26 protein-coding genes, 2 tRNA genes and 3 pseudogenes are annotated in these 24,231 nt (G+C 52.3%); 19 read left to right on the top strand and 12 right to left on the bottom strand.

Going from position 1 to position 24,231, the window contains the following annotated elements; all coding sequences use genetic code 11:
• Positions 1-118: 118 nt before the first annotated feature.
• Positions 119-283 (top strand): annotated as a pseudogene (locus ACW55A_RS03095) (hypothetical protein); the annotation flags it as partial.
• Here the strand turns inward: ACW55A_RS03095 and ACW55A_RS03090 are convergent.
• Positions 283-558, bottom strand: coding sequence for a hypothetical protein (locus ACW55A_RS03090; protein ID WP_498810623.1), 276 nt, complete (start codon positions 556-558; stop codon positions 283-285). The pseudogene ACW55A_RS03095 and the gene ACW55A_RS03090 sit on opposite strands and share 1 nt — an antisense overlap.
• Before the next feature lie 215 nt (positions 559-773).
• Here ACW55A_RS03090 and ACW55A_RS03085 point away from each other — a divergent pair, with 215 nt between their 5' ends.
• The 3 genes from ACW55A_RS03085 to ACW55A_RS03075 are packed head-to-tail and all read left to right on the top strand — an operon-like array spanning position 774 to position 2,119.
• Complete coding sequence (locus ACW55A_RS03085; protein WP_498810583.1) at positions 774-1,277, top strand: Hcp family type VI secretion system effector; 504 nt, start codon at positions 774-776, stop codon at positions 1,275-1,277.
• Between the two features lie 24 nt (positions 1,278-1,301).
• On the top strand, positions 1,302-1,829 hold the full coding sequence (locus tag ACW55A_RS03080) for a DUF2778 domain-containing protein (protein ID WP_161439864.1): 528 nt from the start codon (positions 1,302-1,304) through the stop codon (positions 1,827-1,829).
• Positions 1,826-2,119 (top strand): hypothetical protein, encoded by a 294-nt coding sequence (locus ACW55A_RS03075; RefSeq protein ID WP_103696447.1) that lies wholly within the window; start codon positions 1,826-1,828, stop codon positions 2,117-2,119. The genes ACW55A_RS03080 and ACW55A_RS03075 overlap by 4 nt, the downstream gene beginning before the upstream one ends.
• Positions 2,120-2,215: 96 nt before the next feature.
• Here the strand turns inward: ACW55A_RS03075 and ACW55A_RS03070 are convergent, their stop codons facing one another.
• Positions 2,216-3,157 carry a phage exclusion protein Lit family protein gene (locus ACW55A_RS03070; protein ID WP_198730602.1) on the bottom strand — a complete coding sequence of 314 codons (942 nt, stop codon included), beginning with the start codon at positions 3,155-3,157 and terminating at the stop codon, positions 2,216-2,218.
• A 400-nt stretch (positions 3,158-3,557) separates the two neighbouring features.
• Between ACW55A_RS03070 and ACW55A_RS03065 the strand changes: the two genes are divergently transcribed.
• Complete coding sequence (locus ACW55A_RS03065; protein ID WP_498810582.1) at positions 3,558-4,535, top strand: DNA topoisomerase; 978 nt, start codon at positions 3,558-3,560, stop codon at positions 4,533-4,535.
• 122 nt (positions 4,536-4,657) lie between these two features.
• On the opposite strand, the gene ACW55A_RS03060 is transcribed toward ACW55A_RS03065, so the two are convergent.
• Both ACW55A_RS03060 and ACW55A_RS03055 read right to left on the bottom strand, forming a co-directional pair.
• The gene (locus ACW55A_RS03060; RefSeq protein WP_032631769.1) at positions 4,658-4,978 is read right to left on the bottom strand and encodes a hypothetical protein; all 321 of its coding nucleotides are present in this window, start codon (positions 4,976-4,978) and stop codon (positions 4,658-4,660) included.
• A gap of 167 nt (positions 4,979-5,145) precedes the next feature.
• Entirely contained in the window at positions 5,146-5,943 is a 798-nt protein-coding gene (locus ACW55A_RS03055; protein WP_024648299.1) for an acyl-CoA thioesterase, read from the bottom strand.
• Between the two features lie 204 nt (positions 5,944-6,147).
• Between ACW55A_RS03055 and ACW55A_RS03050 the strand changes: the two genes are divergently transcribed.
• The 9 genes from ACW55A_RS03050 (at position 6,148) to ACW55A_RS03010 (ending at position 14,820) form a co-directional block, all read left to right on the top strand.
• Complete coding sequence (locus tag ACW55A_RS03050) at positions 6,148-6,804, top strand: acyl-homoserine-lactone synthase (RefSeq protein WP_498810580.1); 657 nt, start codon at positions 6,148-6,150, stop codon at positions 6,802-6,804.
• Positions 6,805-7,240: 436 nt separating this feature from the next.
• A complete protein-coding gene (gene fabF / locus ACW55A_RS03045; protein ID WP_024648297.1) occupies positions 7,241-8,500 on the top strand; it encodes a beta-ketoacyl-ACP synthase II in 1,260 nt (419 codons plus the stop codon).
• Between the two features lie 623 nt (positions 8,501-9,123).
• Positions 9,124-9,816 (top strand): flavin reductase family protein, encoded by a 693-nt coding sequence (locus ACW55A_RS03040; protein WP_024648296.1) that lies wholly within the window; start codon positions 9,124-9,126, stop codon positions 9,814-9,816.
• On the top strand, positions 9,813-10,049 hold the full coding sequence (locus ACW55A_RS03035) for an acyl carrier protein (protein ID WP_003345784.1): 237 nt from the start codon (positions 9,813-9,815) through the stop codon (positions 10,047-10,049). The genes ACW55A_RS03040 and ACW55A_RS03035 overlap by 4 nt, the downstream gene beginning before the upstream one ends.
• Positions 10,050-10,080: 31 nt before the next feature.
• A complete protein-coding gene (locus ACW55A_RS03030; RefSeq protein ID WP_024648295.1) occupies positions 10,081-11,352 on the top strand; it encodes a beta-ketoacyl-[acyl-carrier-protein] synthase family protein in 1,272 nt (423 codons plus the stop codon).
• A gap of 1 nt (position 11,353) precedes the next feature.
• A complete protein-coding gene (locus ACW55A_RS03025) occupies positions 11,354-12,148 on the top strand; it encodes a MaoC/PaaZ C-terminal domain-containing protein (protein WP_074809495.1) in 795 nt (264 codons plus the stop codon).
• On the top strand, positions 12,145-12,879 hold the full coding sequence (locus ACW55A_RS03020; protein ID WP_024648293.1) for an SDR family NAD(P)-dependent oxidoreductase: 735 nt from the start codon (positions 12,145-12,147) through the stop codon (positions 12,877-12,879). The genes ACW55A_RS03025 and ACW55A_RS03020 overlap by 4 nt, the downstream gene beginning before the upstream one ends.
• 45 nt (positions 12,880-12,924) lie before the next feature.
• Positions 12,925-13,833 carry an acyl-ACP desaturase gene (locus tag ACW55A_RS03015; RefSeq protein ID WP_003345778.1) on the top strand — a complete coding sequence of 303 codons (909 nt, stop codon included), beginning with the start codon at positions 12,925-12,927 and terminating at the stop codon, positions 13,831-13,833.
• Positions 13,834-13,899: 66 nt separating this feature from the next.
• Positions 13,900-14,820, top strand: a complete 921-nt coding sequence (locus ACW55A_RS03010) for a metal-dependent hydrolase (protein WP_024648292.1) — start codon at positions 13,900-13,902, stop codon at positions 14,818-14,820.
• Between the two features lie 6 nt (positions 14,821-14,826).
• Here ACW55A_RS03010 and ACW55A_RS03005 read toward each other — a convergent pair whose 3' ends face one another.
• Positions 14,827-15,546, bottom strand: a complete 720-nt coding sequence (locus tag ACW55A_RS03005) for an autoinducer binding domain-containing protein (RefSeq protein WP_003345774.1) — start codon at positions 15,544-15,546, stop codon at positions 14,827-14,829.
• Positions 15,547-15,714: 168 nt separating this feature from the next.
• Positions 15,715-16,200, bottom strand: coding sequence for a hypothetical protein (locus tag ACW55A_RS03000; RefSeq protein WP_498810574.1), 486 nt, complete (start codon positions 16,198-16,200; stop codon positions 15,715-15,717).
• 190 nt (positions 16,201-16,390) lie between these two features.
• On the opposite strand from ACW55A_RS03000, the gene ACW55A_RS02995 reads away from it, so the two are divergent.
• Both ACW55A_RS02995 and ACW55A_RS02990 read left to right on the top strand, forming a co-directional pair.
• Positions 16,391-17,338 (top strand): helix-turn-helix transcriptional regulator, encoded by a 948-nt coding sequence (locus ACW55A_RS02995; protein WP_024648291.1) that lies wholly within the window; start codon positions 16,391-16,393, stop codon positions 17,336-17,338.
• A 575-nt stretch (positions 17,339-17,913) separates the two neighbouring features.
• A pseudogene (locus ACW55A_RS02990) lies at positions 17,914-18,009 on the top strand (transposase domain-containing protein); the annotation flags it as partial.
• A gap of 100 nt (positions 18,010-18,109) precedes the next feature.
• Here the strand turns inward: ACW55A_RS02990 and ACW55A_RS02985 are convergent.
• Positions 18,110-18,550, bottom strand: coding sequence for a GFA family protein (locus ACW55A_RS02985; RefSeq protein ID WP_369305668.1), 441 nt, complete (start codon positions 18,548-18,550; stop codon positions 18,110-18,112).
• A 76-nt stretch (positions 18,551-18,626) separates the two neighbouring features.
• Between ACW55A_RS02985 and ACW55A_RS02980 the strand changes: the two genes are divergently transcribed.
• Positions 18,627-19,568, top strand: a complete 942-nt coding sequence (locus tag ACW55A_RS02980; protein WP_498810571.1) for a LysR family transcriptional regulator — start codon at positions 18,627-18,629, stop codon at positions 19,566-19,568.
• A gap of 125 nt (positions 19,569-19,693) precedes the next feature.
• On the opposite strand, the pseudogene ACW55A_RS02975 reads toward ACW55A_RS02980, so the two are convergent.
• Positions 19,694-20,710 (bottom strand): annotated as a pseudogene (locus tag ACW55A_RS02975) (IS1182 family transposase); the annotation flags it as partial.
• A 79-nt stretch (positions 20,711-20,789) separates the two neighbouring features.
• Positions 20,790-21,251 (bottom strand): GNAT family N-acetyltransferase, encoded by a 462-nt coding sequence (locus tag ACW55A_RS02970; protein WP_029243644.1) that lies wholly within the window; start codon positions 21,249-21,251, stop codon positions 20,790-20,792.
• A gap of 177 nt (positions 21,252-21,428) precedes the next feature.
• Between ACW55A_RS02970 and ACW55A_RS02965 the strand changes: the two genes are divergently transcribed.
• Together ACW55A_RS02965 and ACW55A_RS02960 are read left to right on the top strand one after the other, a co-directional pair.
• The gene (locus tag ACW55A_RS02965; protein WP_044311807.1) at positions 21,429-21,734 is read left to right on the top strand and encodes a hypothetical protein; all 306 of its coding nucleotides are present in this window, start codon (positions 21,429-21,431) and stop codon (positions 21,732-21,734) included.
• Positions 21,735-21,882: 148 nt separating this feature from the next.
• On the top strand, positions 21,883-22,275 hold the full coding sequence (locus ACW55A_RS02960; RefSeq protein ID WP_498810568.1) for a hypothetical protein: 393 nt from the start codon (positions 21,883-21,885) through the stop codon (positions 22,273-22,275).
• A 599-nt stretch (positions 22,276-22,874) separates the two neighbouring features.
• On the opposite strand, the gene ACW55A_RS02955 is transcribed toward ACW55A_RS02960, so the two are convergent.
• The 3 genes from ACW55A_RS02955 to ACW55A_RS02945 all read right to left on the bottom strand — a co-directional run bounded on the left by ACW55A_RS02955 (position 22,875) and on the right by ACW55A_RS02945 (position 24,221).
• Complete coding sequence (locus tag ACW55A_RS02955) at positions 22,875-23,576, bottom strand: DUF4113 domain-containing protein (protein ID WP_498810566.1); 702 nt, start codon at positions 23,574-23,576, stop codon at positions 22,875-22,877.
• Between the two features lie 397 nt (positions 23,577-23,973).
• Positions 23,974-24,050, bottom strand: a tRNA-Pro gene (locus ACW55A_RS02950).
• Between the two features lie 95 nt (positions 24,051-24,145).
• A tRNA-Lys gene (locus ACW55A_RS02945) sits at positions 24,146-24,221 on the bottom strand.
• Positions 24,222-24,231: the final 10 nt, after the last annotated feature.

The raw sequence follows: 24,231 nt of genomic DNA, 5'->3' as shown, positions 1-24,231 counted from the left end.
CGGTACCGAGCAAGTCGCTATTTAAGGGAAAACGGCATGGACAAATATACAAGCAAGACCTCGATTCGGAAACCCGTGGCTGCGCGAACGCCTGGAAGCTGCCCACTATGGGGTCCGGATGGGCAAGAACTTTGGCGAGGCTTTGGATCTTTCAGGGCATGAGTTTCCAGACCACGAAGCCATTCAATTCCTGATTGTTCTCTCCACCACGCAGAGCTTCTCTGCTGCAGTGCATCGCTACAGCCTTCGCTGGTTGGAGATATCACTGAAACAGGTCGAGCGTTACGCAAAGACGCTGTCCCTCGTATCCATGGTTCTGATCGGCCTGTTGATGATTCTGGTCACGTGCGATCGGTTCACCACGCGAAACTCATCCGCCGAAGCCAACCCGACAAACCCACAGAAGTCTTCTAGGTCATTTTTATAGGCACGTCGGGTGCGCGGGTTGTCCAGGTTGGCAAACCACTCGACCGCGGCCGGAACCTGGGCCAGCGTCTGAAATTCGACCGCCGTGAGCCGACGCTGGTCGCTGTGATGGGCTTTGGTCAGTTCTTGCATAATGCTCTCACAATTGGATCAGTAACGATCACAGGCATTAACTTCAGTCACAAAAGCAACTCTTAATGCTGCCAATGCTTCCAAAACCGATAAACGGTAATAATTGGTGATAACGTATTTTATCACCCCTTTTTTAGCTTTGCTGACAACTCGATTGACCCGGATGAGCGAACTGCTCAAAATGCTGCAGATCAACCTACAAGGAAGGCTTAAACATGGCATTTGATGCATTTTTGAAAATCGAAGGAATTCCTGGCGAAGCTCTGGACGCCCAGTTCAAAGACTGGATCGAAATGGAAAATTTCCATAATATAGGTGCAAGCCAATCCGCCTCAGCCACGGCGAGCAGTGCAGGCGGGGCAACGAGTGGTCGTGCTCGCATGAGCGACCTCTTCTTCCGCAAAACCGTGGACAAAGCCACGCCAAAGCTGCACGAAGCCTGCTGCAGCGGAAAGCACTTCAAAGAGGTCACCCTCGCGGTAAATCGTGCAGGCACTGACAAACTCAAATACTTGGAAATCGTACTTGAAGAGGTCATTATTTCGTCCGTATCACTTAACGGTAACGGAGATGTAGAGGGCGGCTTTCCCACTGAAACGGTACGTCTGAATTATGGCCGTATAAAAATGACCTATACACAACAAAAACGTGCAGATGGGCAAGGTGGCGGTCAGGTCGTGGGCGGTTGGGATGGTATTTCCAACAAGGTATACGCCTGATAACACACAAGGAGATGTATGCCCATGGACACCCAATCAATTGATACCAATAAAGTAGCGCACTGCACTTTTGAATTGACAGGCCAGCCCATGAGCCTTCTGAAGTGCAGTAATAATGAGAGCTACGAAGCTTTTTCTGGAATAACTGGCTATGCCAATGATCCTGCCGAAGTGAGCAACGCGAAAAACGGGCCGCTCCCGCCGGGCCGCTACTATATTCTGAATAGGGAAAGTGGGGGGAGACTGGGCTGGCTGAGAGACCCCATAACTGACATGATTGCAAGAACCGATCGCAGCGATTGGTTCTCACTGTACAGGGACGATGGAAAAATTGATGATCGTACAATAATTGACAACGTTGAAAGAGAAAACTTCAGGCTGCATCCTGTAGGCCCGTTAGGCTTGAGCGAGGGGTGTGTGACAATGACATCTAAACTCGGTTTTGAACAACTAAGTATTTACCTACACAATATGGATGGGGATAGGCTTCCAGGTTCCGGACAAAAATATTTCGGAATACTAGACGTTATCGACCCGAGGAATACTAAGTGATACGTGCTGTAAAAACCCTCATGAAATTTGTCGCGATCTTCATAGCTGCAGTTTTTTTAGCTCGTTATTTAGTTGGCAGTGGATTGATTCGAGCCGGACTAGATACATCTCTCGGGGATACAATATATACAGAGCTTCGTAATTTTTTCAGTATAAATGGTAGTGAAGATGCAGAAACGTTAGTAGTGAGCGTGGTCCTAGGGGGCTCTCTACTCCTTGTGGCTGTTTCAGCATGGCTGTTTGCTAAGCTGCTAACCAAGTACTCTTCAAAAATAAAGAATAAAGAATAAATTTTATGGCTTCTCATTAGCTACCTTCTGGCCACTTGGATTTTGCTCACAACGATTTGCGAAACCTGTTCTCCAGGGCCGCTTGCGGAGTTTTGGTTAAAGAGTTTTTCCTCTATAGGGGTTTTGACGCGACATATCGGCGATAGTCCCAGAAAATCTTTCCACATGCGGCGATACTTTCATCCAATCATAAATTATATCGGTATGACCATTTCTTGCAATATAGTCTTGCCACTCCGAAAAATAGCCTTTAGATGATCGATCATTACATCCTTTGTGAGCCTTTTCACATGCAACTGCAGTTTTGATAAGCAATTCACGACGTACTTGAGTTTCGGGTCGAAGGCAATCAGGATCATATATCTCTGACCCATCAGTTACCACGGTCACCAATTTCAATAGAATCTGAAAAAAACGCTCAGAGAAAGGGGGGTGGACTCCAGTCCGATCATGCGTATCAGGTAAAGTACGTACTATCCAATAGATCGAGCTTAACGTACATTGTCGAACTTGGATGTCGGAAAACAGAAAGCCTACTATAGATTGAAGCTGTCTGAAGACGGCCGCTGCGGCTACAAGATCCGCATCATGTTCGAAGGCTCGCAGTACATAAACCTCACTTCCAAGAAAAGCCTCTACAGCATGATGAGCCCGATACAGGTGAGCATACTCGTGGCTCACTATCCAAGCCATACCCAACATTGCTGCAAGATCAGGATCCAGAGCAAAAAGTGCAGGATCCTCAGGACGCTCTTGAAAAGCCGGAGTTTTCAGGTTCAAACAGTGATCTATTATTCCTCTGGTGAGTACGATAGAACCTAACGGGTTAGCTTCAGCAGTTTTTTTGTCAGATAGTTTTACGCGGATATCCGGCACACCTACAGTACTACCTGCGCGACGGCTCAACCTATCTAAACACTCTCTGACATTATTGAAAACATCAAGCACCCTACCCCTGTACGATGAGTCTGAAATAGAATCAACGTATTCATCCAGCGAAACGATTATTGCATCATCAATATCGATAAAATCCTGCATTAAAATCTCCACAACTATCAGTCCATGAGAAATAAAAAGTGAAGCAAAAATCTAAGCCCCTCGACCTCTTCAATGCTCAGCGCACACTCCAAATCAAAAGTAATTACAAACAGTTTTGCCACTGACTACGCCCAAGGTAATATTTGGCCTCAATCTTTTAGGTGCCATAGCTTTTTCTCTGCCTGTCAAACCTACCCTTGTTGCAGGCAGATTTAAACAATACCGGCGTAGGGTAAAAGACGTAGCTCATAAAACTTTCCAGAAAGCTTGGAATACGGTTACAACACATCCTGCTGCCGCGAGCAACCCCTCCGGGACCAATGTACGGTTTGATAAGGCGCATCGCCTCTCAAGCAGGCAATGTTTCTCCTTTGAGTAAAACGACCTCATCGGAGTCCTTATGCGTTTGTATCTGTGCGAGAAGCCCAGCCAGGGTAAAGACATCGCCGCCGTACTCGGGGCCAAGACACGAGGTGACGGCTGTATCAAGGGCAATGGTGTGGCGGTGACTTGGGGGATCGGACACCTTCTGGAAACAGCTCCTCCCGATGCCTATGGAGAGAACCTGAAAAACTGGAGCCTGGACACACTTCCAATCCTGCCTGCGGAATGGAAAGTGCTAGTCAAGCCGAAAACCGCCAGTCAGTTCAAGATCGTCAAGCAGCTACTCAAGCAGGCCACCGAGCTCGTCATTGCGACAGACGCTGACCGCGAGGGGGAGATGATCGCTCGCGAACTGATCGAGTATTGTGGGTACCGGGGACCGATTCAAAGGCTATGGCTGTCTGCGCTCAATGAAGCATCCATCCGCCAGGCGCTCAACACCGTAAAACAAGGCTCTGAAACCTACCCGTTGTATCTCTCGGCGCTCGCTCGCTCCAGAGCGGACTGGCTCATCGGTATGAATTTTTCGCGGCTATTCACCTTGCTCGGCCGACAGGCAGGGTACAACGGTGTGCTCTCGGTGGGCCGCGTTCAAACGCCGACCCTTCGCCTGGTGGTCGACCGCGACCGGGAGATCTCAAACTTCATACCCAAACCGTTCTGGAGTGTCGAGGTTCAGCTCTGGACGGCAGGACAATCGTTCCTGGCGAAATGGGTCGCAGACGAGTACGTGGTAGATGAGGAAGGCCGTTGCCTTGATCAAGCCGCTGCAGCTGCAGCACTGGCCGCGCTGAAAAATAGTCAGGCTGCAACGACTGTTTCTGTTGATACAAAGCGTGGCAAGGATCCAGCTCCGCTCCCGTTCGATCTGAGCACCCTGCAGGAGGTGTGCTCTGCAAAGTTTGGGATGGGTGTGCAAGAGACGCTGGACGTAGCACAGTCACTTTACGAAACTCACAAGGCGACGACCTACCCAAGGACCGATTGCGGGTAACTGCGCTGCGAGAAACCCGTCTGTGCAACAGGCCGTCATTAGCCAGGCTCACAAGGCGAGCCAGGACGGCATCACAGCCACCCCTACGCTGGTCATCAAGGACAAACAATCTGGCCGCTCGATCAAGCTGCAGGGAGCACCTGACGGTGACGTGCTGCTCTCCGCAATGGACTGGCTGGCTTCGAGGCCGGCCGCTGGTGATCACCAGTGAACGCAAACGTCTTCATGAGCGAAGTATTGGTCCTCTCACACCAACCTAGCTGCACCAGCGCCTGATTGTCACTGCGCGCACCGATGCGCAGGGTCAAGACTTTGAGGCCGCCTTCGCCGGGATAGGCAAGGACTTTTTCCGCGACCTCCGGGCGGTTGTCAGCATGGGCGAATCCCGCGATAACGGCCAGAACCAAGCCCAGCAACGATGTCCATTTGCGATACATCAACATTTGTGGCCTCCTCGACAGTTCAATCCCGACCATTGAACTCAATGCTTCCGCCCCAGCCAAACGGCCCGGCCGTGGCCGCACAACAGTAAGGCCTTGATTCACAACAACTGATCGAGGTGGCCAATGTCGATATCATGTAACGCTGCCCACCAGCTCTGACGAACGCCCTAGCCAAACACGGCAATCGTTTGACGCCCGAGAGCCATCAGTTGCCCGTCGGCTGACCACACGCTTGCAGAGGAGGCGCAGTATCCCTGTTCCGCATATTCGCTGGAAAGCTGAATGGCAAACCAGGTGTCGGTGGGCTGATGCCGAAAGGGCTGGGCTAACTCGATGCTCCAAGTAAGAGTGCTAGTTGGGACCGGCCCATCGAAAAGTGACAAGGCTGAGGGTGGCCAGGCATCCATCACCGCCAGCAAATATGACTCGCTCGGCCTTGCTGTTTCGGACCCGTCTTTAAACCGAATCCACCCTCCCGTACGCCTGGATGTAGCTCCTGTGAAAGGCATTTCACCAATCCCCCAGCGGACATCAAAATTCTGCAGGTATAACGGTGTCACCTCGTGCAGGAAAGGCAACGGCTCGCACGCTTCGATCAAAGGCACCTCGAACCGGGCATCAGCCGCTAAGGCGAATGCCTGCTGCCGCGCTGCACCAAAGCAGGCCATTACAGTAGTGACGGTCTGGCCGTGCTGAATGATCCGGCATTGCAGATAGGTGATGCCGCGTCCCTCGCGCAATACCTCTGTGCTGAAGATCAGGGGCTCACCAATAATCACTGGCGCAACGAACGCAACTGAAAGTGATCGCAGAGCCCGTTCTGAAGGAACGTACGTAAGCATGGCTTCATGAGCCAAAGCAACCAAGACCCCTCCAAATACTGTTCGACCCTGCGACCATTCGCTCTCGATAACAAGTGGGCAAGAACGCAGGCGAACAGCTTCAATAAGGCTGTGAAGTTTCATAGTGGTCTACCGTGGAAGGAATAGTAGAGTTCATAACAAACCTGTTTTCTGAATAAAATGAAACGCCCACTAGCAAAAGCAATAGTCGGCGATCATCCTGCTAAAAAAAATGTAGCGTCTTTGCTTAGGTAGCGCAACTAGCAGTTTAGCTAGTTAATATATCTTTGTGCAAACTTCATAATTACCGCTTTGCGAGGAAGCTATATGATTATCGAAGTTGGCACACGCACCACCCTTGACAAAGATTGCCTTATGCGCATGCATAAACTCCGTGCACAGGTGTTTAAAGACAGAAAGCGCTGGGATGTTTCGATCATAGCCGATATGGAAATCGACGGGTATGACGCACTTGATCCCTATTATCTTATACTTGAAGACAAGGACGCGCCGCAACAGCAATTCGGTTGCTGGCGGATCCTGCCAACGACCGGCCCTTACATGCTCAAGAACACTTTTCCGGAACTATTGCATGGGGTTGATGCCCCGCACTCAACCCATATTTGGGAGCTAAGCCGCTTTGCCATCCTTGCACGCGATAAGCAATGCCATGATTTGTCACGCGACTCGCTTCTGGCAATCAGGGCGGTGATTAAATTCGCAATCGCACATGACGTAGATGAGTTTGTGACTGTGACTACTTTGGGCGTCGAAAAACTCCTGAGAAAAAAAGGGCTAGACATCAGCCGTTTCGGCCCAGCTATACGCATTGGCGTGGAAAACGCTATTGCCCTACGCATCCAGCTTAACCGCACGACATGCGAAAATTTGGGCATCCCGACTGGCAGCGATCACCAGTGCTTGCACCGCCCGAATAGGTATAGCTTGGAGCACGGTGACCGGGCAACCTTTAACCTACTGTGATGAGCTTAAACGCTTAAACGTGAACTGCCATGCGGAGGCCAACGTCGCTAATGCGACCTAAGTTGATAAGTCAGAACATCGCGACGAGGAACGTGTGGAGGGTGCGCCGACGAATATTAGCTGGCTCCATATTACAGCGCACAATCGACGAGAAACTCAATGCCTCGAAGTGCTCACTCGAGCCGTATGGATGAGACAAGAACTAAATCTGAACGTAATTGTGGGTGTCGACGTGTGTGAATCGCAGCTGGGAGCGACTTGAGGAAAGTCGGGCTTTTCCAAAACGTCTCGAGGTCGACTATCAGATTTGATAGTCGACGCTCCGAATGGTTGACCCAAGGTGGAGGTAACTATCAAATACCCGATTTGATCACGCCACGGTAGGCCTGACAAAAGCTCTCCAAAGGTCAGACATCGAGAATAGAGGAAATAACTTATGGCAAAGCGAATTGTAATCACAGGAATGGGTGCGGTTTCGCCGCTGGGCGTGGGTGTCGAGCGGAGCTGGGAGCGCCTACTGCAGGGTAAGTCCGGTGTCCGCGCCATTGAACCGTTCGGCGAACTTCCCGTGCGCATCGCGGGTACCGTACAGGACAAGAAGAACGACTCCGAAGCCGGATTCGACGCGCATCAATTCGTCGAGCCTAAAGAGGCGCGACGCATGGACCGATTCATTATTTTCGCCCTTGCGGCCGCCAGCGAGGCGATCGAGCAAGCGGGATGGAGCCCAACTGAGGAGCAGAAGAAACGCACCGCGACCGTTATTGCGTCGGGAATCGGCGGATTGCATTTTGTCCGGGACACCGTCAACACTATCAACGCCAGTGGTCACCGACGTATTTCTCCCTTCACTGTTCCCGGCTTTTTGGTGAACATGGCAGCAGGGCAGGTTTCTATCAAATATGGCTTCAAGGGACCGCTAGGGGCACCGGCTACCGCTTGTGCTGCTGGCGTCCAGGCCATCGGCGATGCAGTGCGCATGATTCAGAACGGCGAAGCCGATGTCGCGATTTGCGGTGGTAGCGAAGCCTGCATCAACGAAGTCAGCATTGGTGGCTTTGTAGCAGCGAAGGCCATGGCCACATCCTTCAACGACCGTCCTGCTGAAGCTTCCCGCCCATTCGATGCCGATCGGGATGGGTTTGTGATCGCAGAGGGTGCCGGGTTAATGGTGATCGAGACGCTAGAACACGCCTTAGCCCGCAACGCAACGCCGCTTGCGGAGATAGTTGGCTACGGCACCAGTGCGGATGCCTACCATGTCACCGCCGCTCCTCCTGATGGCGAAGGCGCTCAACAGTGCATGCGCGCCGCACTTGCTCAGGGAGGCATTGAACCCAGCAAGGTTGGGTACATCAATGCCCACTCGACGTCGACACCAGTTGGTGACAAAGGTGAACTGGCGGCGATTAAAGCGGTGTTCGGCGCTAATAACGTTGCCGTCTCATCCACTAAGTCTTCAACCGGCCATCTACTAGGTGCCGCTGGCGGATTGGCAAGTATCTTCACCGTCAAGTCGCTCGGCGATCAGGTAGCGCCATTCAATCTAAACTGCCACAAGCCGGACGACGACGCTGAGCACATCGATCTTGTGCTGGGTGAGCCGCGCTTCATGCCAATTCACTATGCACTCTGCAACGGCTTTGGTTTTGGCGGCGTGAATGCCAGTTTGCTGCTCAAGGTCTGGCGCCGCTGATTGCGGATTTCCCACCGTGAAACGTGAACTATCCACCTAGACACTGGCGGGACCAGGGCGTACATCGCGCCTAAACCCGCTGCCGGCTTGAAGATACATCCGGACTTGGTGAATTTTGCCAATATAAAGTCAGTCTTCCTACCGCGACGACGCCTGACGCTTCGTCGTGTCTGCCCAAGCTTTGATTAGCCGAGCAAGCTTAGGCTAGGGATCACGCGCGAAGGATCACCGAGCAGCGGCTGTTTCAAGGGAGCTTAGGTTCAGGTGTTCTAGATCCTCGTTTATCCCGTCTAGTCAAATGGCTTGCCCAACCCTCTCCATCAGTTTGAATATTAAAGCCCAGCGGTATCCCAAACGGATGCACGTAAAAAAAAACAGTCAGGTGTCAATTAGACAATCTATTCATATAAAATAACGAACATACTAGCAGTTATATTAGCGCATGCAGCGTGGACACGGACCCTGCGCCCCTATTTAATATTACCATCAATAGCGACAGATATATGAGGCAGCGAGTATCGCACCTGTCATTCTAGCTACCATTTCAGATAGGCAAGGAAATTGATAGTTGACGCAAATCTTAACGACTGGAAATATACACACCGACATTTCGGAGACATCATATGAAGTATGACCCACAGGACAAAAACTGCCCTTTACCCTTTACACCGTTTCGAAGCTGCGTGGTACCGAGACCCATTGCTTGGATCTCTTCTATTGACGAAAAAGGTAACGAGAATCTCGCTCCCTTTAGTCAGTGTGGGATAATTACATTCGATCCGCCCATGGTCATGTTTTCCGCCAACCACTATCCCACCGGTCAACGAAAAGATTCAGCGGTTAATGCGGAAAAAACTGGATGGTTCGTATGGAACATGGCCACCGAAGCACTGAAAGAAGCCGTCAACATCTCAGCAATGATCGTGCCTTCAGATCAAAGCGAGTTCGAATTGGCCGGCTTGGAAAAGGTGAAAGCCGACCTTTCCAATGTTCCCATGGTGAAAGCCAGTCCATGCCACTTGGAGTGCCGCTACGTATCAACTACCGTCGTTCAGGGTAACGGTGAGCTAGGCACTGTGGACGTGATCATTGGAGAAGTGATCCGTGTACACATTAATGACAACTACATAACACCCGACGGACGCATGGATATCGAGAGCGTCCGCCCCATCGCGCGCATGGGCTATATAGACTACACCGTTATCAACAATACCTTCTCTATGGAGGTACCAATGACCGACGACGTTCGCAAGATTATGAATGAAATCATGGCCGGCAGCAGCAAGCAACCCATTAGTACAGGAAAAGACAAATGAACATCGCAACTGTCGTAAACAGTGTCATCGGAGAACTTACCGACTTTGAGATCGACCGCATCACCGAGCAAACCCTGATCAGTGATATTCACTTGGTTAGCCTCGATTACGTGAGCATCCAGGTCGCTCTGAAAAAAGAACTCGGCATTAGCATTGACGTTAACAAGCTACCGACTGCCAACCTTAATACCATTGGTGAATTCTACCAGTTCTGCCGCGAAGCTAGCGTTTAGTCCTGTTAACAACACCGCACGGAACTGATGTTTGAAGGAGGTCGATGTGCAACGGAAGAAACGAGTCGTGGTAACTGGCTTTGGCTCGATATGTGCTCTGGGAGGAAACACTAATGAGATCTGGGAAGCGATCAAGGACTATCAACTTGGCTACGCGCTGCACCCGATGGCCGACCCATCAGTCACTGCGAAGTTCTACGGCAAGATCAAATTCCCGATAACGCTTAACAGCGTCCCTAAGCGTATCGCGAAGAACCTGCCGCGTTACGCAAGGATTGGTATGGTAGCTGCGGAGCAGGCAATTCAGATGGCATTCGGCGACAACCCGGTCGATACCATGGATAAATACTACTCACCGTTCGAAAGGGGGGTGGTCTTCGGTACCGGTTGGGGGGGCGTCGACTCCACGATCGAAAACAACGATATCTACGTGGATACGGGGCTAGCATCGCCGCTTAGCACGATTTTCTCGATGCACAGTGTGTGGACCGGGTCCGCCTCGATGGCCTGGAATATGCGTGGATATCAGAACACCCTAGTTGCCGCCTGTGCCACAGGCAACATCGCCATCGGGGATGCCTGCGAGCTGATTCGCAACGGCCGCGCGAAATGCATGCTGGCCGGTGGGAGCGAAAGCATCACTGGGGCATACAACGTCTGGTCAGTTGACATTTTGGGGGCCTTGAGCAAAGAACAACTGGACCCCGTGAAAGCATGCTGCCCGTTCAGCCTGGGCCGTAGCGGCTTTGTGCTTTCGGAAGGTAGCGCGGTATTGGTGCTTGAGGAGTTGGACGAGGCTCTCAAGCGAGGCGCCACTATCTACGCCGAGATTGGCGGCTACGCAAACTATTCAGATGCATACGATATCACTGCGCCTGCCGAAGACCTGCTGGGCCGCTCAATGTCGATCCAAGGAGCTATCCAGGATGCCGGCCTCGGTCTGGCGGATATTGATTACATAAATGCCCATGGCACGTCGACCCAACTTAATGATCTGAACGAGACTAACACTATTAAGAAAGTGTTTGGCGAACAAGCCCACAGCATTCCCGTTTCCAGCACCAAGTCCTACACCGGTCACTTAATCGCCGCGGCTGGAGCAATCGAAACCGTCTTCTGCATCAAGACGATTCTCACAAAAATGGCACCCGCCACCATTAATCTGAACCAAGCCGACCCTGACTGTGACCTGGACTACATCCCCAATACACACCGGTACTTGGACGACGTCAACCACGTCTTGAACATCAACTACGGCTTCGGCGGCGCGAACAGTTGCCTTGTCGTGAGTAGGTATCACTGATATGCACCGCCAATTCAATGAAACGGATTTAGAAAACTGGGCACGGTTCTCCGCAGATCGAAACCCGGTGCACTTCGATACGGACTTCGCCATCGCAAACGGACATTCAGGACGAATCGTGCATGGCATGCTGGCGATGATGCCGCTGAAGAACCATCTGGCCAACGAAGCTACCGAATGGGACCAGCCTAGAGAAATCAAACTGCATCTTAAGCATGCTATCGGGCTCAATCAGCAGGTCAGCTACACCTCAGCGCCACCTCAGCGCCTGAAGGTCTCATCTGAGGGCAAGACGCTTTACAGCGGTTGCGCCAAGCCTGGTATCAATCCCGACATTCTGGCTGTTGCCGCGCAGGCTAGGAAACGTCCGATACTTGAGCGTTTCAGCGCTCAAGCTCTGCATGAACAGCATGCATTACTGCAACGCACCATCGACAGCGAAGTTCATCCCGCAGTGTACTGGGATGCAATCCTGTTCTCGATCTACATTGAGGACAACCGTAAAACGGCTTTGGCAAGTGACGTACAGCGTTTTCTGGCCGGCGAAGGCATCTCGGAACTACAGCCCTACATCGTCTATCAGGTATCACACACGCTTTCGTTGATACAAGTGCAATGGCAGGGGCTGGATAGTCAAGATTTTGAATCGATCCACTACAGCGTCACCGGCAAGGACTTGATCCGCGTGAATAACTCCATCTTTGGATCCGTTGTCTTCATGCTCTACCACCACGACCAGCCGCTGGTGGCGGTTGAGATGGGATTGATCGCCAACTTGCTGGAGCAGCAGACATGAAGCGTAAATGGATTTTTGTAACGGGCGGCTCGCGCGGCATCGGCGCGCAAATCGTGCGTGAAATGAGTGCCGACTATGACGTGGTGTTCACCTTCAAGTCGAGCGCAGATGAGTCAGCGCTCTTGGTCGCGCAGATTAAGAACGAACCAGGCAGGCACGCACAGGCAGTACACTGCGATGTTGCAGACTCCAACCAAGTATGCGACGTAACGCAGGAGCTGGTTAACCGTTTCGGCCCGCCCTACGCAGTCATCAACAACGCCGGCATCGCTGAAGACACGCTGTTCTCCAGTGTGAGTGAAGCGCAGCTCACCCGGATGTTCGGCAGTAATGTTTTCTCTGCCTTTAGCGTCTCGCAGGGCTTCCTTGCTGCCATGATGGGCGAAGGCAACGGCTGTCTGATAACGATCAGCTCTGTTTCCGGATTGAAGGGCAATGTCGGACAGACCGTCTATTCGGCAACGAAGGCGGCGCTGATCGGGATGACGCGCTCGCTCGCACTGGAAGTCTCGCGGTTCAACCTTCGTGTCAACAGCATAGCACCGGGCTACATCGAAACCGATATGACCAGCCAGCTAAAGGAGGCTCTGCCGGGATTGCGCAAGCGCATCCCGCTCAGGCGACTTGGGACTACTGGCGAAGTCTCCTCGTTGGTTAGGTACCTGCTGAGTGATGGCGCGGCCTACATCACGGGACAAACGCTGGTCGTCGATGGCGGCATGAGCTGCTGAAAAAATGCCCCCACCCTTTCCATCCGTTTTATAGAGAGCATCTGTATGTCTGGAATCAGTACCATTGTCCACTTTGGCTGCCTGTCGGACGAGCAGCGCTGGGATGCCAAGCGCTACGACTGGGCCTGGCTTAAAGAGCTAGACGACCATGATAGGGATTTGGTCAAACTGCTCGACTGCCTATCGGACGGAGAATACTCAGGCCAAGCTTCCGCAACCCAGTTTCACGATCTTCTGCTGACCGAGATCCGCAACGGCTATCCTAAGAGACTTGCCAACGACTGGGGTCAGATTCTGGCCTACGTAAACATCATTTCATATGAGGAGATGCGCCATGGTATTGCACTCTCTACGGCCTATCACTATGTGACCACCGGTGAGTTGGACTACGTGAGTACGCTGTCTACTCGCGACTACACGGAGAAGTACGTCTGGTGCTACGAGGATCGGAAATTCTGGGGCCTCTATGGCTACACCTTTGCTCACCTTTTCGGCGAGGTTGTTAACACCGAATTGTACCGGGACCTGCGAAGCCAAGTGCATCACCCGGCGCTGCAGGAGGTGATCACCAACATCATGAAGGACGAAGCAAGACATACCCAGGCTTGGGCCGCTGTAATTGAGGAGCTCGTCAAGTCAGATCCGGATCATTTAAGACGAGCCCTTGCAGAGATTGACACGGGTTTAACCTATCACAACGCAATGGTTCACGAGACTTACTTCGAGGGCCAGAATAAACTCATGCAACTTTTCTTGCCGGCCAAACGAGGCGAAGGCGCGATAGACCGTATAGTAAGAAAGAAATCCCATCTAATGGAGCTAATCTTCGGGGAAGATAATCCCTACACAATGGAAGAAATCCGTGCCCAGCACGTTTCGTTCCTAGTTAAGGGTATGGGTAAGACAAGGGCCGTTTACTCCGCAGAGACGGAAGACAACATCCTATTTTTGTAGAGCACATTTCATGAAGGCAACTGCTGGCAGTAGCTGCCTTCCGCCGAAGCGTAATAAGGAAACAGTATGAGAATACGAAGAATACCTTTCGACCTCAGGCAGGCGATGGGCATTGGTGCAGATTTCGACTTCCGCTGGGCCTATGACGATCAGACGTCGCTGGTAGGACTAGGGTATTCATTCTACTTAGAGTACATCGAGTACTTCTGCAACTTTGTCAGCAGGTTCGCGCGACCGCACATGCGCGATCAGGCGCTGCTAGCCAATGAGCAGACTTTCTTAGCCCAAGAAATGCATCACGCCAAGGCTCACAAGCATTTGAATTCGTTCTTGAGCGCGGCTCCCGCCGTCAGTGACCGTTTTCATCCACGAATCTATCCCTGTCTAAAACTTTTTCATGAGGCCCATTACAAATCGATAATGCAAGAGATAGGGGAAGGAACACTCAGTGCCCTTAAAGAGGCTTTATTGAAAATAGCCGTATTCGAAAGCAAAAACTGTGTTTCTAGCTTCATATTCTTCGAACAACTATTTTCTGGTTCCAATTTCGCACGCACTTGTGCCTCATCGCGAAATACTGGGATTCTTTACCTACTCGCGTACCATTTCGCCGAAGAAATCGAGCATTGTGATATTGCTGTGGACGTTTATCAGCACATCTTCCAGGAATCGGTTTGGAGCGTTCCGCGGGTGCAGTCCCAGATAATCGATCCTCATCACGCCGAACAGGAGTCTCTTGCAGCGGCGCTGCACTGCGCACATCAACTTGGCGTAAGAACCGACATTGAACGCCTTTCCAACTCCCCGTTCATGACATTCACAAAGGCTAGGCAACTTGAGTTGATTAATGAAAACTTTGATCTCAACACTGGCACTGTCTTGGAGCAGCGCCGATCCTATGTACGTCAATGGGACGAGGTCTGGGAACCGGCGCTCCGCCAGCAGGTGCTAAAGCAGATCGAGCTGAGAACGACCGCTGCTGGCTAGGCGTGGTTAGAATTCTAACAGGCCAGTCTGCAGGGCTTTGACGATTGCCATACGCCTGGACCCTACATTGAATTTTTTCCTAACCTTGGCAAAGTGATAATTGATATTGGCTTCGGAGCAGCTTAGTATCCGTGCGATCTCCCACGTCGTTTTGCCGAACGCGCTCCACTTGAGGACTTCCAACTCACGGTGCGAAAGTTGGACGATATTATTGGGCTCACGCTCGTCGGCCAGTGACAGAAACGTATCGACCGCATAATCTCTGATCAGCGCCAGCCCTGGGAGAATACGCGCTATATGGTATTTCAATTGATGCTGAGGGATCGAGTCCAGCCTTACACTTAGCACCCCTACCTGTCCTGCCATACCATGCAGCGGCAGGCTAACACCCTGAACAACCCCGTGCCCCTTTGACTCCTCTCGAAACTCCAATTGGAGGGGGGTCTTGAAGATGCTGTCGTTCCAGACAATAGGACTCGTCGAGGACATGCAATGCGAGACAACTGGGTCAATTCGAGAATAATCGTTGGCGTCGTAGATTGCTCTCCAAGCCTGCGAGTAATCGCTCAATAGTGCAGCCTGAGAATTGTCAGCATTACCGTCCGATTTCAAAGCGAAAAGGAGGCCGTCACAACCTAAGGCGCAGGTATTGGCCTTGAGTGCTTCAAACCAGCTCCGACGACATCCCAGCCCGGACATGGTCAAAAGCTCATCTATTGAGATCATTAAAACTCCTTTCTTTTCGTGTCAACGTGCTCTGCAGGGACCAGCGTATTGGGGCTGGTAGACCTGGTGGATTCTCTCAAAGCCCGAATCTCGGCCTGAATATACCTCGGGCGATTTGTGATTCTTGGGCCAATCGTGCTCACCTTACGAAGCTCGAATTATCGCTAACTACCCAGGTAACCACACATTGCTAGCAGGCCTCAGTGCGCTTGAAATTCGTGAGTCTAGAAGCTTTGTCCTTTGGGATCCCACGCGTAGCGTCAAAAAAGCCTGTGCATTGCCTCGGCCGGACAGAGATTCGTCATAGTCGATATTCAGCGCATGCGATCCTCCAGGCAGGTACAGCTCGCCCCAACCTTTTTGCAGCACAAGCACCACGACTTTTTGGCCGTCATCAGTGGTTGAATAGCGGGTGTCCGTGCTGGTCCTTTCCACGGCCATCTTCTGGTTCTTCATGTTCCCGTCATGGTCCACTCCCTTTACCTGCATCAGCGCCCGATTGTCAGTGCGCGCACCGATGCGCAGTGTCCAGACTTTCACGCCGCCTTCGCCGGCATAGGCCAGGACTTTTTCCGCGACCTCCGGGCGGTTGTCAGAATGGGCGCCCCCCCCCCCGCGATCACTGCCAGGACCACTTCCAGCAGCGATGCTCATTTGCGATACAGCAACATTTACGGTTTTCTCGACTTTTCAAAGCCGAACATTGAAATCTATACTCAGGCGCCTGCCAAGCAGTCCGGCTGTGGCGCACAACAATGAGGCCATGACTCACAACAACTGATTGGGCTGCCAAATGTCGATATTATGCAACGCTGCCCACCAGCTCTGACGGAAGCTTTTGCCAATGGACCGCCGCAATCCCTATCTGGACACCCACTTTTGCTTCGATCACCCAGAGGCACTAGACCAAGCCGGCGTATTCGATGCCAGCGCGCGGCAGGTCATGGGCAGCGCGATCGGCCATTACCGCGCGCATACGGTGCGGTCGCACCTGCAGTATTTCGACTGCGATTTGCAGTTTCCCGAACCGTTACGCATCCACAAGGTGCTGCCCGACAGTGTGTGCATCGTGCATGTACTAGGCGGGCAATGGGAGCATCGTATAGACAGTCGGCTAAATAAATACACTCCCGGCGCGCCCCAAGTTCTGGGCTTGAGCGAAAGCATGGAAGCCATGGACCAGATGCCTGCCGGCGGCCGTGCGCGCATGGCCGGGCTGCGTATCGGGGGCGACTATCTACGCGAATTGGCCGAAGAAGACCCGGCACTACAATCGCTGGCCAGGCTGCTCGACGATGGCATGCACTTCTCAAAACTGCACGGGTGTCGCGTCGTCGGGAGTTTGTTCGAGCGCCTTTATCACTCACCCTACCAAGGGGCGTTGGAACGGCTGAATCAGGAAAGTCTGAGCGTGGCCGTACTGGTCGAGCTGGCGACGCATCTTGCGCCACAGTCGGTCAAGCCTGTGGCCGCGTTGCGCAGCCATTCGGACCTGGCACACGAAGCACGCTTTAAGCTCGATGCCAACCTGATTGCCCCACCCAGCACTCTAGCGCTGGCACGGGAACTGGGTGTGGGTGAAACCACCCTAAGACGTGCCTTCAACCAAGTGTACGGCCAGTCGATGCTCGATTACGTCCGTCAACATCGCTTGGAACTGGCGCGCAACCTGCTGCGCCAGCGCAAATGGCACGTGGCGCAGATTGCCCACCATCTGGGCTATGCCAACCCTGCAAACTTCAACCATGCCTACAAGGCTTATTTCGGCCATCCGCCTGGGGCTGAATCCTGACGGTCGTTACGCCTACTATGCCGCCTTACTCATTAGTACGCTAAAAAGCTCACCTCTTGGCATCTTGCTCCACGCATTGTTAGCGTTCTCAGCCCACTCATGGCCTCCGGCTGGCGGCGAGCCGTTGGCTGCACTAGGCTGTGCGAAAGCGCTAACGTTATTGCATACTCGTCTACAGCTAATCATGCCTCTAATATTGCTCCACGTGGGTTCACAGCCGCATGACGGATAGAGGTAGGAGACATCGAAGATGATGGTGAATCGTGCACGAGGCAGCGAAGTCCGCCACACGTCGAGCGAACTCAAATTCCAAACTGCTAAATCTTGCTTAACTAAGCGCTTTTGACAGATCCGCTAACTGCTTTAGAAAAAGCGCACATAGCAAAACTGCGGCGAAAGGCCATGCCACAGCTTTAGCTATTTCTGCGATGAAGTTAAGACCATCCTTTGTGATGCTTCCTAGGTACATATCAAGTTTCTACTCACCCTCATTTTCAATAAATTGACTTGATAGGAAAACCTGTAGCACCCCAACATGTCTCGGCATCTTGTTCAATCTGCTCTACTGTTTCCGGCCTTTCTGCTATCTGAAAGACGTTCTCACGCGCCTACCGACGCAGCGGGCGAGTGAGATTATGGAGCTGCTACCGCATGAGTGGGCGCCCGTTTAACTGCGCAAGGCAGGTTCACCGGACACGAATATTGTTTGCTTGGGACAACATTCACAAGGAGTCCACTGGATAGGGTTTCAAAACGGCAACGCAGCTGCGCTTACTTATCCCCGGATCTAAATTTAGACATCAGTGCTGGATAATCCTGCGGATCCGGGAATGCTTCATAACTGACCGAAGCTCCGGTCGTCACCCAAGGTAATTTCTCTCTCGTCCAGGTTTCCATGAACGGCAGGTACTGCTGCGGGTTTTCCAACAGGCTACTTCGCACACCTACGTACTCGTCGACTCCGGCGGGCCGGGTGAATAGCCAAGTTAGACAGTGTGCGCAGAAATAGTGGCGAGTCGAGCCATGTAGACCACCGATAACAGTTTCGCCTTGGGTCACTGCGAAGCCTGCCGCAGGAAAAAGTGCCGTCAGAGAAAATGCGCTAGCGGACATTTTTTGACATCCGACGCAATGACAAGCAGTAGTCATGACAGGTGGGCAATCGGTCTCAAAAGTGACGTGTCCGCAACGGCAGGTTCCCGAAAATATCATGAATTTTATCTCGTGGTGCGCGGATGGGCGCTGGATGGCCAAAGTAGGGTTAGGGAAAGCATGCGCGAGTCTGGGTATGATTGAAACTAATCAAACTTACCTAGCAGCTCATAGGAAATGTATGAATACACCGCAGCTTCATTGGGAAACTCAGCGCGTTTTCCTGGCAGTCCTGAGAACCGGCAGCCTTTCCGCCGCTGCAAGAGCACTGGGCGTGGCGCAAGCCACTGCACGACGCCGTATAGACGAACTGGAGCGAAGCGTTGGGATGAGCCTGTTTGTACGCTCGCCAAAGGGGTTGATGCCCACTGACACTGCGAGAGAGCTGGTTGGCCATGCCGAGTCCATGGCCTTGGCCGCCGAGGCATTCACCCGTGCCGCTTCCGCCGAAGCCAGCGTGCCAGGGGGCACCGTGCGCGTAACAAGCAGTCGTTTAATGAGTGTTGAAGTACTGCCTCTTCTATTGCGAGATGTTCGTAATGCGCATCCGGAGTTGAGGCTGGAACTGAGCGTCTGCAATCGCCAAGAGGATCTAGCGCTGCAAGAGGCCGATGTCGCGGTGCGTATTCATCGCCCCACCGAGTCTGCGGTGGTGACCCGCCATGTCGGGGATCTTCGGTTAGGGCTGTACGCAACCGAAGAGCTGGTAGCGCTGAATGGCACTCCTCGCTATGAAAGCGAATTAGACAAGTATCCGCTGATTGGCCCGGATCGCAACCTGACGGAGGTAGCATTCTTGGAGCAACAGGGCTATTTGTGCACGGCGGAACGCGCGGTCATTCGTACTGACGATCATCTGGCCCAATTTGCAGCGCTGAGGGCAGGACTGGGAATTGGGATGTGCTCTAGCCAGTTAGCGAGTCGGCATGGGCTGGTGCGAGTGCTACCGAAACTGGTCGATTTTAAAGTAGGTGTATGGATTGCAATGCACCACGACCTCCGGCGAGTAAGACGTATCGCATTGGTGTTCGATGTCTTGGCGCAATCGCTGTCGCGGTTTCTGAAAGCCTCCGAATAGCCGCTATAGTTAGACACTGCCCGTCGAAAATCATAGGTTCTGGCCAAATACTGCTTCTCGACGATTCGTATCATGCTTTATCTATCGGCTCTAAATGTCGTAGGTGACTTCGCCAGACGCTTACCGTCATAGATAAAGGCATCGTTGTTGAAGCGCCCATCAGCTTTGGCTGCTGATGTCATTGGCTTGGGCACATACGCGGTGATCTCCGCGTTGTGACAAGCCAGGATTTCCTCACCTTTGAAATAGCCTCGGTCAGCCACCACCGAAAGCGAATCCGATGCCATGGCTTCGCGCGCCTGCTTGGCAATTGAGCTGAGCTGATCACGGTCGGAACCGACATTGGTCACCTCATGAGCAACGATCAAATGGTGCTGAGCATCGACTGCTGTTTGCACGTTGTAGCCAACGATTCCTATACCACGCGTCATCATTGAACGCGCGTCTGGATCGGTCAGTGAGACCTGTTTATCCGGTGATTCGTTGAGCCGTATTTCAATCGCTTGAAGCCCCTTCATTTGCACTTTCAGCTTGGCAATTTTCTCTTCCAGCCGCACCGACTTGGCTTCAGAGGATGTGGGCTCTTGCCGATCCGCAGTATCAAGTGCCGTAAGGTAACGGTTGATGCTCGATTCGATTTCTTCCATGCGCCGCTTCAGTTTGGCGCTGGTGAAGTTACGGTCGCGGTTGTTAACGGCTTTGAATTTGCTGCCATCGATGGCGACGAGATTTTCACCGAACAATCCCAACTGCTGACACAGCACTACGAACTGGCGACAGACGCCGCGGATGGCCTTGCTGTTATCTTTTCGGAAGTTGGCGATGGTCTTAAAATCCGGCATTAAACGCCCCGTCAACCACATCAGCTCAACGTTGCGTTGAGCTTCTCGCTCCAGGCGGCGGCTTGACTGGATGCGGTTGAGATAGCCATAGATATAGATCTTCAGCAGGACTTCAGGGTGGTAAGCAGGCCGGCCTGTGTCAGCAGGAATAGCACCGTCGAAACCCAAATTGATCAGGTCAAGTTCGTCGACGAAGACGTCGACTATGCGCACTGGATTGGTATCGCTGACGTAGTCATCGAGGCTTTCAGGGAGCAGCGTGCTTTGGCCGCGATGTTCGCGTTGGATGAAGCGCTTCATCAAAAGTCCTTTGTTTGCCGTGCGGAAGGACATCAATATGTAGATTCAGGGAGCATGTAACAGGCACTGCTGTCTCGCATCACATCCGTCTTCGCATCAATACATTGGGCAGCTCGACTCCGCGAGATACTGAATGCCGACGCGCCACTATTTCAAAGCCATTACGTATAAAGAAGGATTCCGCCGTTTTGCTTACGTGTGATGTTAGCTCAATGTATTTAAGGTCCGTGGCTTCCTGAACAACTCGATCCATTAGCCGTTGACCGATGCCTTGGCGTGCATGGAAACCAGAAACAAAAAAATGATCGATGTACCCGGAAGCTTGGACGTCAGCGTAACCAACGATGTGATCATCTAATACCGCTACAAACGGATTTATGTCTCGAATGCGGGTATTCCATGCTGTCCAATCGGGATCCTTTGGTGCCCAAGCCTCGATTTGCGCAGGGGTGTAGTCACGAGATGCAACCTCACGGATAGCTGAAGAGAAAACTTGAAACAGAGCTGCTTCGTCGCCTTCACAAAAATGTCGAATAAGCATCCGGCTGCTCTCCTGATGGATGAACACCCCATCTTAGCGAAAGCTCTAGCCTTCTCGCGAACGGTTCAGCGTTTTTACACACTCTGGGCCGAAAGCTGTCCGTCGTGGAGCCAGCGCTGCAACTCTTCGGCAAATGGTGGTACAAACTGAGCATATGACGACATGGATAGAGGCGAAATGAATCAGCTGATTCCCGATCTGCGTGAAGACCTCCTCGAAGTGCTGGATGAGGTCTCTACACTGATGTCCGCTAAATATGCGCAGCTTGGCCCCTTGCCTGATGATCATCCGCTGGCACAGTCAGTTCTTGAGAATGGGGCAGAGATCGTTCTGGACTACATCGCGCACGGCGAAGCGGGTGTCGCACTTGATCATCTGTTCTACATGATCAAAGAGCCTCCTCTCGCTATCTCTGCCAGATCTGCCGAGAAGCTGGCTCGGCTTACCAAAGTGTTCGAAATGCCCTTGAGCTGGAGGGCATGAGGTCTGATCGGAGAGTAGAACAGGACGCGCCATTGTCGGAGCGGAAGACGGCTACCGGCCAGAAGCAGCCATCGCAGAGAACCTCGAACCTTGCTTATCTCACGCCCGATGTGTGTAATCGGAATTGTTCTTAGGGAAAGAGCACTTCATGCATCGCAACGCTTTTAACCTCCGGCCTTTAGAGGATGACATGTACGGCTTTGACAACGATCTGAAGTTAGAAGGCATTTTGGGGGCTGAGATACAGCAAATCTGGTTGGGAAGGTACGACGTCCAATTTTTATTTAGCTCAGGGAGCCGGATTGCCATCCAGTGCCTAATAGAGGTATTTCAGGAGGAAGAGCTGATTGCCACATGGGACCAGGAAATCAATTGGACGAGCACCCATTTCCAAAAGCTTCTGAACGTTACTGTGGCTAGCTATAGCGTGATTGATGAGGAAACTATGGAAATCCGGCTGCATGAGGAGCTACGGATACTCATACACGAATCAAAGCAGTTTGAAAGCCTTCAAATCTATCCCGAGGGCATCGTTATCTAAATATCGCCTTACTCAAGGTGTTTACCATTTGGACAGCAGGGCACCGCGGCGAAGGTACATTTCTGGGTCGATAGCGGCGGCTCACCAGGTTGTCTCTCGAGTGTACGAGAATGACCACTTTCGACGCCGGACGAGCTGCAACAGGTTGGCGGATCGCCGGCGAAGGCCTGCAATCGGCCAGAAGCCGCCTAAAGGCTTAGACTACACCGAAGTCCTGTCAGAGATTATTTGTATGCTGATTGAGTGCCAAAGGTGCAGCCAAGGTTACGTTCGAGCAATGCGGGTGCGCTCCACAAATATTTCGCTGTGGGTGTGCGAGGAGTGTGAAGCAACGTGGACGAGCCAGGATGAGGTGAATACCAGTATTTTTGAAGACTACGGCACGTTAATGGTCGGCATTGGGCGAAGTTGTTTATGGTCAGAATTGGAGCCACAGTGAAAAATTCGTTACTGCGTACTTTCTGTCAAATGTCCGCTTTGGGTCGACTCCTGCCGGTCAAGGCGCGCCCATTGCGCGGGTCAGATCCGATGCAAACAATTGGTCAAGTCGAATGCAAATGGGTGGTCAAGTCCATGCGATTACGCACGTTACAGAGCTACTAGAGACTTTTCACCTCCCACAACTGATCGAGCCTGGTCGTATAACTTTGACTCATAAGCTCGCGACGCATAGCCCACTCTGGATTGGAAGGAACACTCCCAGCTCGTAAAGTCCCTCTGCCCCAGCGTGTATTGATCTCGTCCAGGACTCCCATGACTTTCTCCGAAGATGCCGGCTGCGAAGCAGCGAACATGTCATCCGTAAATTCGCCAGGCTGTCTCAGATCCAGCAACAAAACCTCAGCTTTGCTGTACTTGAACCCCGGTCGAAACAAACGATTCACTGCCTCAGTCGCCGCCCTGGTCATCAAGCGCACGTCGTTGGTGGGGTATGGCAATTCAACCAAAGCGCCGTTGGCGTACTTGGCTTCTTCCGGATTGAACATGCCGGTACGGATGCTGACGCGGATCTTCTTGCACAGCGAGTTTTGAGAACGGAGCTTCTCGGCCGCACGCTGAGTGTAGGTGGCCACCGCCTCTTTGATAGGCTGAATGGTGGTTAGCCGTTTTCCGAACATTCGGCTGCAACAGATCTCCTGCTTGGGTGGTGCAGCTTCGCCCAGCTCCAGGCACGAAGTACCTGCCAGCTCACGTGCGGTCTTTTCAATGACCACGCTGAACCGGTCGCGCAGAGTACGCGGGTCGGCGGTTGCAAGGTCCATTGCGGTGCGGATGTTCATAGCCTCCAGGTGGGCATTCATCTTCTTCCCTACCCCCCAGACCTCTGAGACCGCCGTATTACGCAGTACCCAGTTGCGGTTATGCAGGTCGCAAATGTCTACAACACCGCCTGTATGGGATAGCAGTCGCTTAGCAGTGTGGTTTGCCAGCTTGGCGAGCGTTTTCGTAGGACCGATAATGACTGCTTCATATGGGCCGATACACGCGCAGCACAGCATTTTTTGCCAAAAAAAACGCCCCGTACACAAGCTTTCGCTCGGTACGGGGCGCTCCAATTTGACATCACAGCTTGCTGGCGCTATGTTTCGCGACAGACGGCTGCTTGTTTGGGTATAAGACCCCTCATACGGTAAAGCCTGCCTCAAACTGAGACATGAACACCAATCAAGGTCCTAAAGATACAGCCACAACAGTGTTTGGTCGGGGTAAGGGGATTCGAACTCCTGACATCCTGCTCCCAAAGCAGGCGCGCTACCGGACTGCGCTATACCCCGGTAAATCAAGGCACCTCAACCAGCTGCCTGCGACCTGATACGAGTGGCATCAGATCTTTAAGATTCGGCTCCAAGGTGAACCTTGGAACCAAAAATGGTGGGTCGTGTGGGATTCGAACCTACGACCAATTGGTTAAAAGCCAACTGCTCTACCAACTGAGCTAACGACCCTCTGTTGTGT

This window comes from Plantibacter cousiniae (nom. nud.) (assembly GCF_977070315.1).
Note: the sequence above shows the minus strand (reverse complement) of the source record. Positions and strands in the feature narration are given on the sequence as shown.

Bases quoted from the DNA above. Each gene is read 5' to 3' on its own strand.
- ACW55A_RS03005 (WP_003345774.1), bottom strand. From the start codon at position 15,546: ATGATCTCAATAGATGAGCTTTTGACCATGTCCGGGCTGGGATGTCGT.
- ACW55A_RS02955 (WP_498810566.1), bottom strand. From the start codon at position 23,576: ATGAATGCCCACCTGGAGGCTATGAACATCCGCACCGCAATGGACCTT.
- ACW55A_RS03090 (WP_498810623.1), bottom strand. From the start codon at position 558: ATGCAAGAACTGACCAAAGCCCATCACAGCGACCAGCGTCGGCTCACG.
- ACW55A_RS03070 (WP_198730602.1), bottom strand. From the start codon at position 3,157: ATGCAGGATTTTATCGATATTGATGATGCAATAATCGTTTCGCTGGAT.
- ACW55A_RS03040 (WP_024648296.1), top strand. From the start codon at position 9,124: ATGAAGTATGACCCACAGGACAAAAACTGCCCTTTACCCTTTACACCG.
- ACW55A_RS02970 (WP_029243644.1), bottom strand. From the start codon at position 21,251: ATGCTTATTCGACATTTTTGTGAAGGCGACGAAGCAGCTCTGTTTCAA.
- ACW55A_RS03010 (WP_024648292.1), top strand. From the start codon at position 13,900: ATGAGAATACGAAGAATACCTTTCGACCTCAGGCAGGCGATGGGCATT.
- ACW55A_RS03085 (WP_498810583.1), top strand. From the start codon at position 774: ATGGCATTTGATGCATTTTTGAAAATCGAAGGAATTCCTGGCGAAGCT.
- ACW55A_RS03020 (WP_024648293.1), top strand. From the start codon at position 12,145: ATGAAGCGTAAATGGATTTTTGTAACGGGCGGCTCGCGCGGCATCGGC.
- ACW55A_RS03000 (WP_498810574.1), bottom strand. From the start codon at position 16,200: ATGAGCATCGCTGCTGGAAGTGGTCCTGGCAGTGATCGCGGGGGGGGG.
- ACW55A_RS03035 (WP_003345784.1), top strand. From the start codon at position 9,813: ATGAACATCGCAACTGTCGTAAACAGTGTCATCGGAGAACTTACCGAC.
- ACW55A_RS03055 (WP_024648299.1), bottom strand. From the start codon at position 5,943: ATGAAACTTCACAGCCTTATTGAAGCTGTTCGCCTGCGTTCTTGCCCA.
- ACW55A_RS02985 (WP_369305668.1), bottom strand. From the start codon at position 18,550: ATGATATTTTCGGGAACCTGCCGTTGCGGACACGTCACTTTTGAGACC.
- ACW55A_RS03050 (WP_498810580.1), top strand. From the start codon at position 6,148: ATGATTATCGAAGTTGGCACACGCACCACCCTTGACAAAGATTGCCTT.
- ACW55A_RS03025 (WP_074809495.1), top strand. From the start codon at position 11,354: ATGCACCGCCAATTCAATGAAACGGATTTAGAAAACTGGGCACGGTTC.
- ACW55A_RS02960 (WP_498810568.1), top strand. From the start codon at position 21,883: ATGCATCGCAACGCTTTTAACCTCCGGCCTTTAGAGGATGACATGTAC.
- ACW55A_RS03065 (WP_498810582.1), top strand. From the start codon at position 3,558: ATGCGTTTGTATCTGTGCGAGAAGCCCAGCCAGGGTAAAGACATCGCC.
- ACW55A_RS02980 (WP_498810571.1), top strand. From the start codon at position 18,627: ATGATTGAAACTAATCAAACTTACCTAGCAGCTCATAGGAAATGTATG.
- ACW55A_RS02965 (WP_044311807.1), top strand. From the start codon at position 21,429: ATGAATCAGCTGATTCCCGATCTGCGTGAAGACCTCCTCGAAGTGCTG.
- ACW55A_RS03080 (WP_161439864.1), top strand. From the start codon at position 1,302: ATGGACACCCAATCAATTGATACCAATAAAGTAGCGCACTGCACTTTT.
- ACW55A_RS03060 (WP_032631769.1), bottom strand. From the start codon at position 4,978: ATGTTGATGTATCGCAAATGGACATCGTTGCTGGGCTTGGTTCTGGCC.
- ACW55A_RS03015 (WP_003345778.1), top strand. From the start codon at position 12,925: ATGTCTGGAATCAGTACCATTGTCCACTTTGGCTGCCTGTCGGACGAG.
- fabF (WP_024648297.1), top strand. From the start codon at position 7,241: ATGGCAAAGCGAATTGTAATCACAGGAATGGGTGCGGTTTCGCCGCTG.
- ACW55A_RS02995 (WP_024648291.1), top strand. From the start codon at position 16,391: ATGGACCGCCGCAATCCCTATCTGGACACCCACTTTTGCTTCGATCAC.